Source organism: Vibrio sp. CyArs1, assembly GCF_022432925.1.
Lineage (GTDB): Bacteria > Pseudomonadota > Gammaproteobacteria > Enterobacterales > Vibrionaceae > Vibrio > Vibrio mediterranei.
This window is the reverse complement of record NZ_JAKRBO010000004.1, coordinates 329382-344544: the sequence shown is the minus strand read 5'-3', so window position 1 is coordinate 344544 and position 15163 is coordinate 329382. Positions and strand designations below refer to the sequence as shown.

Annotated in this window: 14 protein-coding genes; 9 read left to right on the top strand and 5 right to left on the bottom strand. The window is 43.8% G+C overall.

What is annotated here, in order from left to right; all coding sequences use genetic code 11:
- The first annotated feature begins 70 nt into the window (after window positions 1-70).
- The 3 genes from MMA19_RS14835 (at window position 71) to fldA (ending at window position 1731) form a co-directional block, all read left to right on the top strand.
- The gene (locus MMA19_RS14835; RefSeq protein WP_031494283.1) at window positions 71-829 is read left to right on the top strand and encodes an alpha/beta fold hydrolase; all 759 of its coding nucleotides are present in this window, start codon (window positions 71-73) and stop codon (window positions 827-829) included.
- 98 nt (window positions 830-927) lie between these two features.
- A complete protein-coding gene (locus MMA19_RS14830; protein ID WP_006075772.1) occupies window positions 928-1149 on the top strand; it encodes a DUF2788 domain-containing protein in 222 nt (73 codons plus the stop codon).
- A gap of 48 nt (window positions 1150-1197) precedes the next feature.
- Window positions 1198-1731, top strand: coding sequence for a flavodoxin FldA (fldA, locus tag MMA19_RS14825; RefSeq protein ID WP_006075773.1), 534 nt, complete (start codon window positions 1198-1200; stop codon window positions 1729-1731).
- Between the two features lie 48 nt (window positions 1732-1779).
- Here the strand turns inward: fldA and MMA19_RS14820 are convergent, their stop codons facing one another.
- Together MMA19_RS14820 and MMA19_RS14815 are read right to left on the bottom strand one after the other, a co-directional pair.
- On the bottom strand, window positions 1780-2187 hold the full coding sequence (locus tag MMA19_RS14820) for a hypothetical protein (RefSeq protein ID WP_236109101.1): 408 nt from the start codon (window positions 2185-2187) through the stop codon (window positions 1780-1782).
- 74 nt (window positions 2188-2261) lie between these two features.
- A complete protein-coding gene (locus MMA19_RS14815; protein WP_006071893.1) occupies window positions 2262-2774 on the bottom strand; it encodes a DUF4442 domain-containing protein in 513 nt (170 codons plus the stop codon).
- Between the two features lie 191 nt (window positions 2775-2965).
- Between MMA19_RS14815 and fcrX the strand changes: the two genes are divergently transcribed.
- The gene (fcrX, locus tag MMA19_RS14810; RefSeq protein ID WP_006071894.1) at window positions 2966-3412 is read left to right on the top strand and encodes a ferric iron uptake transcriptional regulator FcrX; all 447 of its coding nucleotides are present in this window, start codon (window positions 2966-2968) and stop codon (window positions 3410-3412) included.
- 91 nt (window positions 3413-3503) lie between these two features.
- Here fcrX and glnS read toward each other — a convergent pair whose 3' ends face one another.
- A complete protein-coding gene (gene glnS, locus MMA19_RS14805) occupies window positions 3504-5171 on the bottom strand; it encodes a glutamine--tRNA ligase (RefSeq protein WP_006071895.1) in 1668 nt (555 codons plus the stop codon).
- A 203-nt stretch (window positions 5172-5374) separates the two neighbouring features.
- On the bottom strand, window positions 5375-6943 hold the full coding sequence (nagE, locus tag MMA19_RS14800; RefSeq protein WP_038222489.1) for an N-acetylglucosamine-specific PTS transporter subunit IIBC: 1569 nt from the start codon (window positions 6941-6943) through the stop codon (window positions 5375-5377).
- Window positions 6944-7409: 466 nt separating this feature from the next.
- On the opposite strand from nagE, the gene nagA reads away from it, so the two are divergent.
- The 4 genes from nagA to asnB all read left to right on the top strand — a co-directional run bounded on the left by nagA (window position 7410) and on the right by asnB (window position 13337).
- Window positions 7410-8546 carry an N-acetylglucosamine-6-phosphate deacetylase gene (gene nagA, locus MMA19_RS14795; protein WP_198557391.1) on the top strand — a complete coding sequence of 379 codons (1137 nt, stop codon included), beginning with the start codon at window positions 7410-7412 and terminating at the stop codon, window positions 8544-8546.
- Between the two features lie 2 nt (window positions 8547-8548).
- The gene (locus MMA19_RS14790; RefSeq protein WP_006071900.1) at window positions 8549-9763 is read left to right on the top strand and encodes an ROK family protein; all 1215 of its coding nucleotides are present in this window, start codon (window positions 8549-8551) and stop codon (window positions 9761-9763) included.
- 101 nt (window positions 9764-9864) lie between these two features.
- Window positions 9865-11445: a cation:proton antiporter family protein gene (locus MMA19_RS14785; RefSeq protein WP_038225443.1), complete on the top strand. Its 1581-nt coding sequence runs from the start codon at window positions 9865-9867 to the stop codon at window positions 11443-11445.
- 227 nt (window positions 11446-11672) lie between these two features.
- Window positions 11673-13337, top strand: a complete 1665-nt coding sequence (gene asnB, locus MMA19_RS14780; protein ID WP_006071905.1) for an asparagine synthase B — start codon at window positions 11673-11675, stop codon at window positions 13335-13337.
- A 71-nt stretch (window positions 13338-13408) separates the two neighbouring features.
- Here the strand turns inward: asnB and MMA19_RS14775 are convergent, their stop codons facing one another.
- Window positions 13409-14593: an NnrS family protein gene (locus MMA19_RS14775; protein WP_240206539.1), complete on the bottom strand. Its 1185-nt coding sequence runs from the start codon at window positions 14591-14593 to the stop codon at window positions 13409-13411.
- A 256-nt stretch (window positions 14594-14849) separates the two neighbouring features.
- On the opposite strand from MMA19_RS14775, the gene MMA19_RS14770 reads away from it, so the two are divergent.
- Window positions 14850-15161 (top strand): PTS fructose transporter subunit IIB, encoded by a 312-nt coding sequence (locus MMA19_RS14770; RefSeq protein ID WP_038225448.1) that lies wholly within the window; start codon window positions 14850-14852, stop codon window positions 15159-15161.
- The last annotated feature ends 2 nt before the right edge of the window (window positions 15162-15163 follow it).

Below are 15163 nucleotides of genomic sequence, written 5' to 3'. Positions count from 1 at the left end.
TAAACTCTGGGTGATTATAACGAGTTCCGCGATGAACCTCTACGTTAAACACATCACGAATAACAGAAAAATGTCAGCTTTATTGAACTATAAAAGAGAAGGTCAAGGCTTACCTGTCGTCCTCATCCACGGTCTGTTCGGAGACTTGAACAACCTTGGTGTTTTGGCTAGAGACCTAAAACAAGACTTTGATGTCATTAGTATCGACCTACGTAACCATGGTCGTTCTTTCCATAGCGATGATCATAACTACACCTTGATGGCTCAAGATGTGGTGCAACTGCTTGAGTCATTAGATATCACTAAGCCAATTGTCATCGGTCATTCAATGGGTGGCAAAGTTGCTATGCGTTTGTGTGATTTTGATTATCCACTTTCAAAACTGATTGTGATGGACATGTCTCCAGTCGAGTACACTGTGCGCAGACATGACAATGTATTGTCTGGACTAGACGCGGTGATTGCCAGTAAGCCAACGTCGCGCGCCGATGCTATGGGACTGATGAGTCAACACATCGAAATGGAAGGGGTTCGCCAATTTCTTGGTAAATCTTTGTATAAACAGGATGACTATCTTGCTTGGCGTTTTAATGTTGAGAGTTTGAAGCGTAACTACTTAGCTATCTTGAGCTGGCAACCAATTGAGAAAAGTAATGTTCCGATTTTATTTATTAAAGGCGGAGACTCAGATTACCTCACGGCCGAACATCAGCCTTTGATACAAGCTCAATTTTCAAATGCCAAAGCGCATGTTATTGCCAATACTGGGCATTGGCTTCATGCAGAAAAACCGGCAGAAGTACTAAGAGCTATACGCAAATTTATCTAAATTTGACGTCAAACCATTACTCGACTGCGAGCACGCATTAACTTTATCGAACAACAGTGGTATAGTTCCGCGCAAGCATATTGGCATAAAGGAATACCATGCTTTACGACTACATAAACAAACTGGAATCTATTGGTTTGGATCTACTGTTTGCAGCGATCTTCTTTTTGATCGGTATGGCAATCAAAGATGTCCTCAAACAAGGTAATGTTCCTGTTTTTGGTCGACGTATTGTATGGCTTGTGCTGTTCTTAGGGTGTGCAGGTTTTGTCGCAAAAGGCATTATTCAGCTCAGCTGGGAAGGCACAGGACTCGGCTAACGTTCCGGTTCCTTAATCCAACACAGACAATGAAAAGGTACTGAATCTATGGCAAGTGTAGGTCTATTCTTTGGTAGCGATACTGGCAACACAGAAGCTATTGCAAAGATGATCCAAAAACAATTGGGTAAACAGCTCGTTCACGTTCAAGACATTGCAAAAAGCAGCAAAGAAGATATCGACAATTTCGATTTACTGCTTTTAGGTATCCCAACTTGGTATTACGGCGAAGCTCAAGCAGATTGGGATGATTTCTTCCCTGAGCTAGAAGGCATTGACTTCTCAACTAAGCTTGTTGCTATCTTTGGCTGTGGTGACCAAGAAGACTACGCAGAGTACTTCTGTGATGCTATGGGTACAGTACGTGACATCGTTGAAGCAAAAGGCGGTACTATCATTGGTTACACACCAACTGAAGGGTACGAGTTTGAAGCTTCTAAAGCACTTGTTGAAGGCGATGAGTCACAATTCGTTGGCCTATGTATCGACGAAGACCGCCAGCCAGAACTAACTGACGAGCGTGTATCTAACTGGACTAAGCAACTTTATGAAGAAATGTGCTTAGCTGAGCTAGAAGATTAATTCACTCGCCAAAGTGAATGCAAAAAAACCTCCATTTCGGAGGTTTTTTTATTTTGATTGTGTATCAGAAATACTACAAATTCGGGTTTTTGAAGCAATTTGCCCTGTTTCAAACTCAATCGACTCTGTCGCAGCAATTTGGCTAACATTGCTAAACCGTCCATTAAGTATAGGCATCAGTTGCTGACAGACTTGCTGAGTCATCGCCTCTAGCATCCAGGTAGTCATTGATTCTGTTTCAGGGTCTCCCGCATATCGATATGTGGTCGTTCTAAACAAAATCCCATCATTGAGCGCAAGATGCATATCAGAGATTGTGATTTTAGGGTCAACTTGCTTAAATTGAGTATGAGCAAGATCGTCGTTGAGCTGTCTCAAAATTTCAGGTGTTAAGGTTTCTGAAAGTGCAGTGCCGCTAAAGAGCACTGTTAAACCTAAAATGACTAAACGCTTCACTGACACCTCACTACATCATTAATTCAGTTAATAATAAACCAAACCATAACCCTGTTGTGTACTACTGGCAAAAACTAAGCTTGCACCGACGTAGTATCATTTTCTGTTTCTGCGCGGTATTTAGGCTTCTTACGGATATAAAGTTTACGTTGAATGGTGGCGACGACCTCACCATGCTGGTTGTGAATGTGGGTGACAAACTCTGGAAAGCACTTATCCCCTGTTGCCGTACTGTGTAGAATGCCGTCCAGCATATCTTGGCTCACCACAAACTCAGCATTTAAGTCAGAAAAACCTGGCTTGATAAAATCGATACTGGCTTCTTTATCCCAAACATAATATTGCTCGCGAAGAATTCCCATCAACATCAACGAATAGATAGGATCAGTCATAGCGAAAATACTGCCGCCAAACTGGGAACGATTGGCATTTTTGTTCCACCACTTCAGTTTTAAGCGCACTTTAACTGAACGAAAATCCTCACTGATCTCAGTGATTTTTATCCCGGCTCCCCAAAAAGGTGGCCAGATGTTCAATGCAAACTTCACGTATTTGGGTTTATAAATTTTCGCTAATCGTTTATCCATAACTCGCAATCCAACTTCATATGTAAACGAATTGTAACTGGTCAGACGTGTTTGTAAAGTGACATTGTTCGCCTTCTATGTTAATACTTAGTAACCCTTTGAAGTTCGAGGTTTATTGTTACGCTGTAGTACCCTATAATGAATAGATTACTGAAATCTGTTTATTGCTGCAGATCATTACAGGAAAGTTTATGTCAGACAACAATAAGGCACTTAAAGACGCGGGACTGAAAGTCACGCTGCCGCGACTAAAAATTTTAGAAGTACTGCAGAAGCCAGAGTACCAACATATCAGTGCAGAAGATCTGTACAAGAAGCTCATCGATCTTGGAGAAGAGATCGGTTTAGCTACGGTTTACCGTGTTCTAAACCAATTTGATGATGCGGGTATTGTTACACGCCATCACTTCGAAGGTGGTAAATCGGTATTTGAGCTTTCTACTCAGCACCATCATGATCACCTTGTGTGCCTAGATTGTGGTGAGGTTATCGAGTTCTCTGACGATGTGATTGAAACTCGTCAAAAAGAGATTGCAGCTCGTTATAATATCGAACTCACCAACCACAGCCTTTACCTCTATGGTAAGTGCATTGGTGGTGCATGCAAAGATAACCCTAAAGCGCACGAACCTCGTTAACACGCTAAATGGGTAGAATTAAAAAAACCAGCCATTGTGGCTGGTTTTTTAGTATCTAAAGCCCCTCTCAGAAAAGAGAGGCTTAAAGTGATTATTTTGCTTCGACCTTAGCCCAAGTGTCACGTAGACCAACGGTACGGTTGAAAACCAAAGATTCAGCACTAGAGTCTTTGATGTCCGCACAGAAGTAACCCATACGCTCAAATTGGTAACCTTGAGAAGCATCTGCTGCTGCCAAACTTGGCTCTACAAAGCCCTTTGACACAACTAGAGACTCTGGATTGATGGTTTCAGCAAAGTTATCCGCCGCCGCAGGGTTAGCAACAGTAAACAAGCGATCATACAGGCGAATCTCAGCAGGTAGACCTTTATCCGCTGATACCCAGTGAATAACGCCTTTCACTTTACGACCGTCAGCTGGATTTTTACCTAGCGTATCAGCATCGTAACTACAGAAAATCGTAGTAATATTGCCAGCTTCGTCTTTCTCAATGCGCTCTGCTTTGATCACATAAGCACCACGTAAACGAACTTCTTTACCTAAAACAAGACGCTTATACTTCTTGTTGGCTTCTTCGCGGAAATCTTCACGTTCAATCCAAACTTCACGAGTAAATGGTACTTCACGTGTACCCATTTCTGGTTTATTCGGGTGATTTGCAATTGATAAGGTTTCACCTTCACCTTGGTAGTTTTCGATCACAATTTTCACAGGATCTAAAACAGCCATTGCACGAGGAGCGTTCTCATTCAAATCATCACGAACGCATGACTCTAGAGAACCAAACTCGATCATGTTCTCTTGTTTTGTCACACCGATACGTTTGCAGAATTCACGAATTGAAGCAGGCGTAAATCCACGACGACGCAAACCAGAAATCGTTGGCATACGCGGGTCATCCCAGCCGTTAACCAGTTTCTCAGTCACCAGTTGGTTAAGCTTACGCTTTGACATCACCGTGTATTCCAAGTTCAGACGACTGAACTCATACTGATGCGGTTGGCAATCAATAGTGATGTTTTCAAGAACCCAGTCGTACAAGCGACGGTTATCTTGGAACTCTAACGTACATAGCGAGTGGGTAATGCCCTCAAGCGCATCTGAAATACAGTGAGTGAAGTCATACATCGGATAAATGCACCACTTGTCACCTGTTTGATGGTGGTGAGCGAAACGAACACGATAAAGCACAGGATCGCGCATAACCATAAATGATGAACTCATGTCGATCTTGGCACGAAGACAAGCTGTACCCTCTTCGAAGCCGCCATCACGCATTTTTTCGAATAGCGCTAAGTTCTCTTCAACTGAACGATCACGATATGGGCTTGGTTTACCAGGTGCGGTAAGCGTTCCTCGATACTCGCGGATCTGCTCTGGACTTAGCTCGTCAACATACGCTAAGCCTTTATTAATCAATTCAACCGCATACTCGTAAAGCTTATCGAAGTAGTTTGATGAATAACACACGTCACCAGACCACTCAAAGCCTAACCAGCTTACATCATTCTTAATCGACTCAACGTATTCAACGTCTTCTTTTTCAGGGTTTGTATCATCAAAACGAAGATTACATTGTCCCTGATAGTCCTGAGCAATACCGAAGTTTAAACAAATAGATTTTGCGTGACCGATATGCAGGTAACCATTTGGCTCCGGCGGAAAACGAGTATGCACGCTAGTATGCTTGCCATCCGCTAAATCTTTATCAATGATTTGGCGAATAAAGTTCGATGGACGAGCCTCAGCTTCACTCATCTATAACACCTCTATGTTTTAAGTATTGTCAGATATATAAACGCTAATGATCCACAATTCCTTGCGAAACCTCAACAAGAACTCGCATTTTCACAAGATTATTTTAGTACTGAAACTTGAACGGTGAAAAAGCAGAAGAAAAGAGGCATAAAAAAAGCCTCTCAAATGAGAGGCTTTACTATGGAAATCAATGAGTAGCTAGACTATGGAAGTTTTACTTCTGATAAGTCTTCACCAGCACCGATAGACTTCATTTCACCGGCAATGATTTCAGCTAGAGGGCCTAGGATAACTTGTAGGTTATTTTCACCTAGTTTCACTACACCTTTCGCACCTAGCTTTTTAAGTACAGCTTCGTCAGCAACAGAGCGGTCTTTAAGCGTTAGACGTAAACGTGTGATACAAGCATCGATTGAAGTTAGGTTATCGTGACCGCCTAGGGCTTTTAGGTATTGGCGAGCTAGGTCACCGTTTTTCACGTCACCGTCAACTTCTACTTCTACATCATCGTCTTCACGACCAGGCGACTTCAGGTTGAAAGCGCGGATTGCGAAGCTGAATGTGAAGAAGTATAGAGCACCGAAGCCTAGACCGATTAGTAGTAGTGTGAATGGTTTCGTAGCTAGACCCCAGTTCAATACGAAGTCGATTAGACCAGCAGAGAAGCCGAAGCCGTGTAGCGTACCAAACATGTTAGCAACAACTAGAGCTAGACCAGTAAATACTGCGTGCATTGCATATAGTGCAGGTGCTAGGAATACAAACATGAACTCTAGTGGCTCTGTGATACCAGTTAGGAATGAACAGAATGCTACAGAGAATAGTGCACCACCAACTTGGCTGCGTTTCTCAGCAGGTGCTGCTAGGTACATTGCTAGTGCTGCACCTGGTAGACCAAACATCATTACAGGGAAGAAGCCGTTCATGAATACACCAGCGCTCTTATCGCCGCCGAAGAAGCGGTGTAGGTCACCAGTTTTCACTGTTTCAGTAACTTCTTTAACTGTTGCTGTGATTTCAGGAGTTACAGAGTTAGCAAACTCGAATGTATGAGCTTGACCAGCTACTAGAGTCTTAGCAAGAGCTGGGTCTACACAAAGCTGTTGTAGAGAAGGAAGCGCTTGACCAGCAGCTTGAGCGCCAGTAACTAGAACTTCTTGACACGTACCCATACCGAACCAGAAGTATGAGTTAAGAACGTGGTGAAGACCTACAGGGATAAGTGCACGGTTAAGCGTACCATAAACGAACTGACCAATTGCGCCAGAAGTTGATACTGCGTGTGCTAGAGCGTCAAGACCACCTTGGATGCTAGGCCAAACCACACCTGAGATCGCACCTGCTACTAGAGCAAATAGACCAGCCATGATAGGAACTAGACGCTTACCTGCGAAGAATGCCAACCATTCTGGAAGACGAGTCGCATGGAATGCGTTGTAAGAGTGACCTGCAATGATACCTGCGAAGATACCACCGAAGAATGACATGTTAACGTCAGCGTTGATTGTTGTTGCTGTCGCAGTTAGAACGAAGTAAGCAACTGCACCAGCAAGACCTGCTGCACCGTTACCGTCTTTAGAAAGACCAATCGCAATACCTAGACCGAATAGCAGAGGCAGTTGACCGAAAATCGCTCCACCAGCTTGCGCCATAAATGGAATGTCTAAAAGGTCGCCTTGACCCAAACGTAGTAGAAGCGCCGCAATCGGAAGCGTTGCGATAGGTAGCATTAACGCTTTACCTAGCTTCTGTGCATATCCTAGCATATTCACCTTAAGTTCCCCCTATAGGATTTGAATTTTGTTGGACGACTTATTTTAGCCGTTCAATTTAGTCCTATTCAGTTTATGAAATTAATTTTGCTCCGCAAATTAAAACCTCACCATTTGTGATCATAATCACCAGTTTTTGCCAAAATAGAGGCTTTTTGCTAGCTAGATCATAAAACTTATTTTATCATACGAAAAAATAGCAAAATCTAAGTAGGATTTTGCCTGAGAGAGTTGCACTAAGTAGCGATTATTTTGCGATTGGAATCAACTTTTCCAATGTAATGACTACACATAAAATAACAATAACTCCCTCATTATCATTAAGTTACTTTGACTGTTTTATCTAATTAAAACTTGCTGACTACTAAATCCGTCTCATTGCTACAAGCAGAAAACTAAGTCGAATCTTCACTGTTTCGATAACCGCAATGAGCTAAAGAGAATACAACACAAGGATTCGCTAACTATGTATGCATTAACTAACTGTAAGATCTTCACGGGTAGTGACGTTCTCACCAATCATGCGGTGCTAATCAATGGTGACCAAATCGAGTCGGTTCTGCCTAATGCAGAGCTTCCAAGTGACATTAAGTGCGTGGATTTAAACGGCGCAAACCTAAGCCCGGGTTTTATTGATTTGCAGCTAAACGGCTGTGGCGGTGTAATGTTCAATGACGAAATTACCGCCGACACTATCCATACCATGCATAGAGCTAACCTTAAGTCAGGCTGTACTAGCTTCTTACCTACGCTGATTACTTCATCTGATGACAATATGCGCCAAGCATTGACCGCAGCTCGCGAATACCACAGCCAGTACCAAAACCACTCTCTTGGCCTACACCTAGAAGGTCCTTACCTAAACGTTGCGAAAAAAGGCATTCATAGCCCTGACTTCATTCGTCAATCTGACGATGCAATGATCGACCTTATCTGTGAAAACCGCGACCTCGTCGCAAAAGTGACCTTAGCTCCGGAACAAAACGCACCAGAGCATATCGAAAAGCTACGTAAAGCAGGTATTGTGGTCTCAATTGGCCACACTAATGCCACTTACGAAGAAGCCCGTAAAGGTTTTGAATCTGGCATTACATTCGCAACGCATTTATTTAATGCGATGACGCCAATGACAGGTCGTGAGCCGGGCGTTGTTGGTGCTATTTACGATACGCCAGATGTCTACGCCGGTGTGATTGCCGATGGTTTCCATGTTGACTATGCGAACATTCGCATCGCGCATAAAGTGAAAGGTGAAAAGTTAGTATTAGTGACGGACGCCACAGCTCCAGCGGGTGCTGACATGGATTACTTTATTTTTGTCGGTAAGAAAGTATATTACAAGGATGGTAAGTGCGTGGATGAAAACGGCACACTAGGTGGCAGCGCACTTACAATGATTGAGGCGGTTCAGAACACAGTTGAACACGCTGGTATCGCTTTGGACGAAGCTCTACGAATGGCGACGCTTTACCCTGCTAAAGCAATGGGTTTAGAAGACAAGCTTGGCCGCATTAAGAAAGGCATGATTGCTAACTTGACCGTATTCGATAGAGATTATAATGTCCAAGGCACAATTGTTAACGGACAATACGAGCAAAATTGAGCATGAATGGCGGACAAATAGGTAACGTAGATTTAGTAAAACAACTTAACAGTGCAGCGGTTTACCGTTTAATAGACCAACAAGGGCCTATTTCTCGCATTCAAGTTGCTGATGTTAGCCAGCTGGCACCTGCAAGCGTTACCAAAATTACCCGCCAATTATTGGAGCGCGGCCTTATCAAAGAGGTCGCTCAACAAGCCTCAACAGGTGGACGCAGAGCCATCTCTCTAACGACAGCAGTGGAACCTTTCCACTCTGTCGCTGTACGTCTCGGTCGAGATTATGTGCAGTTCTCTCTTTACGATTTGGGTGGCCGTGAAATGGCCTTTTCCCATAATGATTTTTACTACACCAATCAAAGTGAACTTAGCGAAGGCTTGGTGACATCGCTTCGCGAATTTCTAAAAGAACACAGCCCTAAAATCGAACAGCTTATTGCTATTGGCATTACCCTACCCGGGCTGGTTAACCCGACTACGGGTGTTGTTGAATACATGCCAAATACCGACATCGACAAACTCGAGCTCGCTGACTTAGTTCGTGCTCAGTTCAAAGTAGAGTGTTTTGTAGGTAACGATATTCGTGGTTTAGCTCTGGCTGAGCATTACTTTGGCGCAAGCCGCGACTGCCAAGATTCCATATTGGTCAGTGTTCACCGTGGTACTGGTGCTGGTATTATCGTCAATGGCCAAGTGTTCTTAGGGCACAACCGCAATGTGGGTGAAATTGGTCACATCCAAATCGATCCGCTAGGTGAACAATGCCAATGTGGCAACTTTGGCTGCTTAGAAACGGTTGCGGCTAACCCAGCAATTGTCAAACGCGTTAAAAAGCTGATTGAACAAGGGTATGAGTCAACACTTGCTCTAAAAGAGCACATCACTATTGAAGATGTTTGCTCACACGCATTAAATGGCGACGAGTTAGCCAAACAGAGCTTAGTTCGAGTGGGTAACCAGCTCGGCAAAGCCATCGCAATCACTATTAACCTGTTCAACCCGCAGAAAATCATTATTGCTGGTGACATTACCATGGCAAAAGAGATTGTCTTCCCAGCGATTCGTCGTAATGTCGAAAACCAGTCGTTAACGACATTCCACACAGAGCTACCAATTGTTGCTTCAGAAATCGATAAGCAACCTACAATGGGTGCCTTCGCTATGATCAAACGCGCCATGCTAAATGGGGTTTTGTTACAAAAACTACTCGAAGATTGAGAAAATGTTTTGAAATAACAAACAAACCCTTACATAAATTATGTAGAATATGTGACCACACTTCGGTGTGGTCTTTTTGTCTTCAGATAATAAAAAATACTATGGAACTGATCCTTATAACCGTCGCCTTCATCGCGGGTTTCCTCGCATTGAAATGTCAACTACCACCCTTAGTAGGTTTTCTACTTGCTGGGTTTATTCTGCATCACTTTGGTTTTGAATCGACCGATACCATTACCACTCTTGCAGACCTTGGTGTGACACTTCTACTGTTTACTATTGGCTTAAAGCTCGACATTAAAACTTTGTTGTCCAAAGAAATTTGGGCCGGCGCAACCATTCATAATCTGCTTTCGACACTTTTGTTCGCCGTTTTGTTACTTGGTTTGAAAATTCTGGGTGTTTCTAGCCTTGCTACGCTCGACGTTGAGCAACTTATTCTGTTGGGCTTTGCTCTTTCCTTCTCAAGTACTGTATTTGCAGTAAAAACCTTACAAGAAAAAGGTGAGATGAATGCTACCTATGGCACTCTCGCCATTGGTATCCTGGTTATGCAGGATATCTTCGCGGTCATCTTTTTAACAGCATCAACAGGCAAGTTCCCAGAATGGTATGCCATCGGACTATTTGCTCTTCCTCTCCTTCGTCCCATCATGTTCAAGCTATTAAATAAAGCCGGACATGGCGAAATGCTCGTATTAAGTGGCATTTTCTTCGCACTCGTCATGGGTGCAGGGTTATTTGAATTGGTTGGAATGAAGCCGGATTTGGGTGCGCTTATCTTGGGTATGCTGTTAGCTTCACATTCTAAAGCTTCTGAGCTGTCAAAATCACTTTTCAATTTAAAAGAGCTGTTCTTAGTCTGCTTTTTCCTCAATATTGGTCTTGCTGATCAGCCTACAATCGAAGGTTTTGTGCTCGGTGCATTGCTCCTCTTGTTACTGCCACTGAAAGGCATTCTTTACTTCGTGGTCATCAACGCATTTAAATTCCGTGTCCGTACGTGCCTTCTAACTACACTCACTCTGTTTAACTTCAGTGAGTTCGGTCTCATTGTCGGTGGCTTGGCTTACAAACTGGGTTGGATTTCCGGTGACATCTTAGTCGCGTTAGCCATTGCCGTATCGTTGTCCTTTATCGTTTCTGCCCCTCTAAACCGAATTGGGCACAGCATTTACTTGCGCAGTGCGAAGTGGCTAAAGGAACAAGCAGCAGAGAAGATCAATACCCGCGACCAATTCATCAATCCAGGCGAAGCTCAGGTTCTGATTCTTGGCATGGGACGAATCGGCACTGGTGCTTATGACGAGCTCTACCAACGATATGGAAAAGTTAGCCTAGGTGTTGAAGTGCGCGAAGAAGCCGCTAAGCAACATCGAGAGGAAGGCAGAAATGTTATAGCCGGCGATGCCACCGACCCTGATTTCTGGGAACGTATTCTCGACACAGCTCATGTAAAGTTGGTATTGCTGGCAATGCCCCACCATCAAGGTAATCAAACTGCGTTAGACCTACTTCACCAAAAGCAGTTTAAAGGGCAAATTGCTGCTATCGCCGCTTACCCAGATCAATTGGATGAGTTGGAGCAGATGGGTGTTAATGCGGCATTTAATATCTACAGCGAAGCAGGTAGTGGTTTCGCACGCCATGTGTGCGATCAGCTGCAACCTAACCTCAAATAGCAACCTCTACAAACATAATTAAAAGCCGGTCAATCCGGCTTTTTTTGTGGTTAATTGACCATCAAAGCACCAATATCTAAATGCCATATACCAAAAAGGCCATTCAATTAAAAAATATTTAATCAAACCTCACTTTTATCATCTTTTTCGTTCATCACGGTTGCTTTTTTTTGAGCAGATGGCAAATTGAACTCAACAGCGTTAAATTTCATCTAAAAGGAAGTTGTATGTGTTCAGTATTTGGCATTTTAGACATAAAAAGTGATGCAGCCGCTCTACGTCCAGTCGCGTTAGAGATGTCTAAAAAGCTTCGTCATCGTGGACCAGATTGGTCTGGTATCTATGCTTCAGACAAAGCAATTCTTGCGCATGAGCGCCTGGCTATCGTTGGCCTTAATAGTGGTGCTCAACCACTTTACAGCCAAGATAAAAAACACATCCTTGCTGTTAATGGTGAAATCTACAACCACAAAGAAATTCGTGCTCGCTATGAAGGCAAATATGAGTTCCAAACTGACTCAGATTGTGAAGTCATTCTAGCGCTATACCAAGACATGGGTGCAGACCTACTAGAAGAGCTAAACGGCATTTTCGCTTTCGTCCTTTATGATGAAGAGAAAGATGAGTATCTTGTTGGCCGTGACCATATTGGTATCATCCCGCTTTACCAGGGCTATGACGAACACGGTAACTACTATGTTGCGTCAGAAATGAAAGCGCTAGTTCCTGTTTGTAAGACTATTAGCGAATTCCCTCCTGGTAGTTACTATGGCTCTAAAGATGCAGAGCCGCAGCGTTACTATATTCGTGACTGGAACGAATACGCAGCAGTGCAAGGCAACAGTACAAGCAAAGAAGAACTGACTGAAGCACTAGAAGCGGCGGTTAAACGTCAGCTAATGACAGATGTACCTTATGGCGTACTACTTTCAGGTGGTCTTGACTCTTCTATCACTTCTGCTGTCGCAAAACGCTTCGCAGCAATGCGTATTGAAGACGATGAAAAGTCAGCGGCATGGTGGCCTCAACTTCACTCATTTGCAGTTGGCCTCGAAGGTGCTCCAGATCTCAAAGCCGCTCGTGAAGTGGCTGACCAAATCGGTACCGTTCACCACGAGATGACCTATACCATTCAAGAAGGTTTGGATGCGATTCGCGATGTTATCTACCACATCGAAACGTATGACGTCACCACAATCCGTGCTTCAACGCCTATGTTCCTAATGGGACGTAAGATCAAAGCAATGGGTATTAAAATGGTTCTTTCTGGTGAAGGGGCAGACGAGATCTTTGGTGGCTACCTGTATTTCCACAAAGCGCCAAACGCAAAAGAGTTCCACGAAGAAACAGTTCGTAAGCTGCTTGCATTGAACATGTTTGACTGCGCACGTGCCAACAAATCACTTGCAGCATGGGGCGTTGAAGGCCGTGTACCTTTCTTAGATAAAGAGTTTATCGATGTAGCAATGCGCTTAAACCCTGAAGACAAAATGTGTGGCAACGGTAAGATGGAAAAACACATCCTGCGTGAGTGTTTTGAACACTACCTTCCAGAGTCAATCGCATGGCGTCAAAAAGAGCAGTTCTCTGACGGTGTAGGTTACAGCTGGATTGATACACTAAAAGAAGTGGCTGAAGCGAAAGTGACTGACCAACAAATGGAAACCGCAGCATTCCGCTTCCCATACAACACGCCAACAACAAAAGAAGGTTACGCATACCGTGAAATCTTCGAAGAGCTGTTCCCACTCGAATCTGCGGCCCAATGTGTTCCAGGTGGCCCGTCGGTAGCGTGCTCTTCTGCAAAAGCACTTGAATGGGATGAATCTTTCCAGAACTGTGTTGATCCTTCAGGTCGAGCTGTTCAAGCAGTTCACAACGACTCTTACTAAGTGTCAAAGTTAACCTAATCCAAAAAAACCAGCCTCACGGCTGGTTTTTTTATTTGAACACTAAATTGACGTTAGCCCGGGTGACCATCCACTCTTGGAGTGACTAGCATTTTGCCAAAGTGGTATACATACATACCGAACGCAAAGGCCCAAAGCCCCGCACTAATATCAATCATCAGGAACATGTGCTGTGGCCACACGGCAACACCAATACTACGAATGACTGCTGCAACAATAATAGCGACAAATGCCCATGTCATATTAGGGCCCTTATAGATAGCACGACCGGTATGCCCCATCGTCACGCGACTGATCATAGATAAAACTACGCCACCTAACGCACCGACCGCAAACAAGTGCAGCATAGCGTGTGATGCAAAAGCATCGCTTAGCATTCCTCGGTACAACAGGCTTAATGGCAGACATAAATAAGTCAGCATTAATGACCAAACTAAAGGTTCAGAAAGCGTCAGCCAAGGCTTCCAACGCAACCAACGCACTAATTGAAACAGCCCTGCAATCAACATAAGCGGTTTACCCAGCACAGCAAATGATAACGGGAAGAAACTCAACACAAATAACCCCATCAGAGGCAGCGTCGCTAGCCACTCCAGCCAAACTAATGGCTGGGGTTTATCAAACTGGAATCGGCGCGCAGAGAAAAATGGAATCACTCTACCGCCCATTACTGAGATCAGGATAGTGAACCACCAGATCATCGCGCCCCATACCGCACTTGAACTAAATGGAGGCATTCCTTTAACAGTGGCATAACTGGCAAAGTTGGCAAAAATAGCTAACAAAAACAAAGGCACAAAAAACAAGTTCTTCCAGCCTTTTGACTGGTAAACCCTAAAACCCACTTCGTATGCGGCTAGCAGGATGAACAACGACTCAATACTAGACGTCAACCACAACGGTACTGGTGTCCAAAACAAAACACGTGTTAGCCCCCACAGTGTAACGAGCAATAATAGGCGATAATGCTTAGTTCCGTTAACTCCGGTCCATGTCTGCACTGCTGTAAGGACAAAACCGACCACGATTGCCATCGCAAAACCGAATATCATTTCATGGGCATGCCACCATAACGCGGGGACTTGCAACGCTTCGGGCTGACCTTTTTGGAACATGATGACCCAGGCCACCACCGCAAAGATGGCATAAACGCTTCCGAGTAAGAAAAAAGGACGAAAACCAAGACGAAGCCAAGCTGGTATCTTCTCTTCAACCTTTTTATCAGTAATATTTAGCATAACGACTCACTTAAAATGACATACATTTGTGTAAGTGCACAAATCATACCAAGTAACAAAGGCCCCATATTTCGGGCACCACGAGTCCAAATTGCTTAAAATAAAGTCAAATGGACATAGGTAAAATACAAGTCATTATGACTCATATAGGTTTAATTTAAATCATCCAGAATTTGATCTCTTTGCTATACGAATCAATGACAAATTAGTACTCTAACGCTCACTTTATTCTGGTTGATAATATAGAGAATAGACAATGAAAATGGTTGCGGTCACAGCTTGCCCAACTGGTATTGCTCATACGTATATGGCAGCTGACGCTATTCGAAAAGCGGCTCAAAAAGAAAATATAGGCATCAAAGTAGAGACTCAAGGTGCAATGGGTATTGAAGGACAACTGAGCACCCAAGATATCGCTAATGCCGATCTTGTCCTCATTGCTTCCGATATTGAAGTTGAGCACCGAGCTCGATTTACGGGTAGTAAAATACACTGCGTCACAATCGAAGAGGTTCTGACTGATGTTGATTCGGTTATACAGCGTTGCATGGGGCTTGTTAGAGGTTAACC

Excerpts from the sequence above, each read along its gene's own strand:
- MMA19_RS14835 (WP_031494283.1), top strand. The coding sequence starts at position 71 with ATGTCAGCTTTATTGAACTATAAAAGAGAAGGTCAAGGCTTACCTGTC.
- MMA19_RS14830 (WP_006075772.1), top strand. The coding sequence starts at position 928 with ATGCTTTACGACTACATAAACAAACTGGAATCTATTGGTTTGGATCTA.
- fldA (WP_006075773.1), top strand. The coding sequence starts at position 1,198 with ATGGCAAGTGTAGGTCTATTCTTTGGTAGCGATACTGGCAACACAGAA.
- MMA19_RS14815 (WP_006071893.1), bottom strand. The coding sequence starts at position 2,774 with ATGGATAAACGATTAGCGAAAATTTATAAACCCAAATACGTGAAGTTT.
- fcrX (WP_006071894.1), top strand. The coding sequence starts at position 2,966 with ATGTCAGACAACAATAAGGCACTTAAAGACGCGGGACTGAAAGTCACG.
- glnS (WP_006071895.1), bottom strand. The coding sequence starts at position 5,171 with ATGAGTGAAGCTGAGGCTCGTCCATCGAACTTTATTCGCCAAATCATT.
- nagA (WP_198557391.1), top strand. The coding sequence starts at position 7,410 with ATGTATGCATTAACTAACTGTAAGATCTTCACGGGTAGTGACGTTCTC.
- MMA19_RS14790 (WP_006071900.1), top strand. The coding sequence starts at position 8,549 with ATGAATGGCGGACAAATAGGTAACGTAGATTTAGTAAAACAACTTAAC.
- MMA19_RS14785 (WP_038225443.1), top strand. The coding sequence starts at position 9,865 with ATGGAACTGATCCTTATAACCGTCGCCTTCATCGCGGGTTTCCTCGCA.
- asnB (WP_006071905.1), top strand. The coding sequence starts at position 11,673 with ATGTGTTCAGTATTTGGCATTTTAGACATAAAAAGTGATGCAGCCGCT.
- MMA19_RS14775 (WP_240206539.1), bottom strand. The coding sequence starts at position 14,593 with ATGCTAAATATTACTGATAAAAAGGTTGAAGAGAAGATACCAGCTTGG.
- MMA19_RS14770 (WP_038225448.1), top strand. The coding sequence starts at position 14,850 with ATGAAAATGGTTGCGGTCACAGCTTGCCCAACTGGTATTGCTCATACG.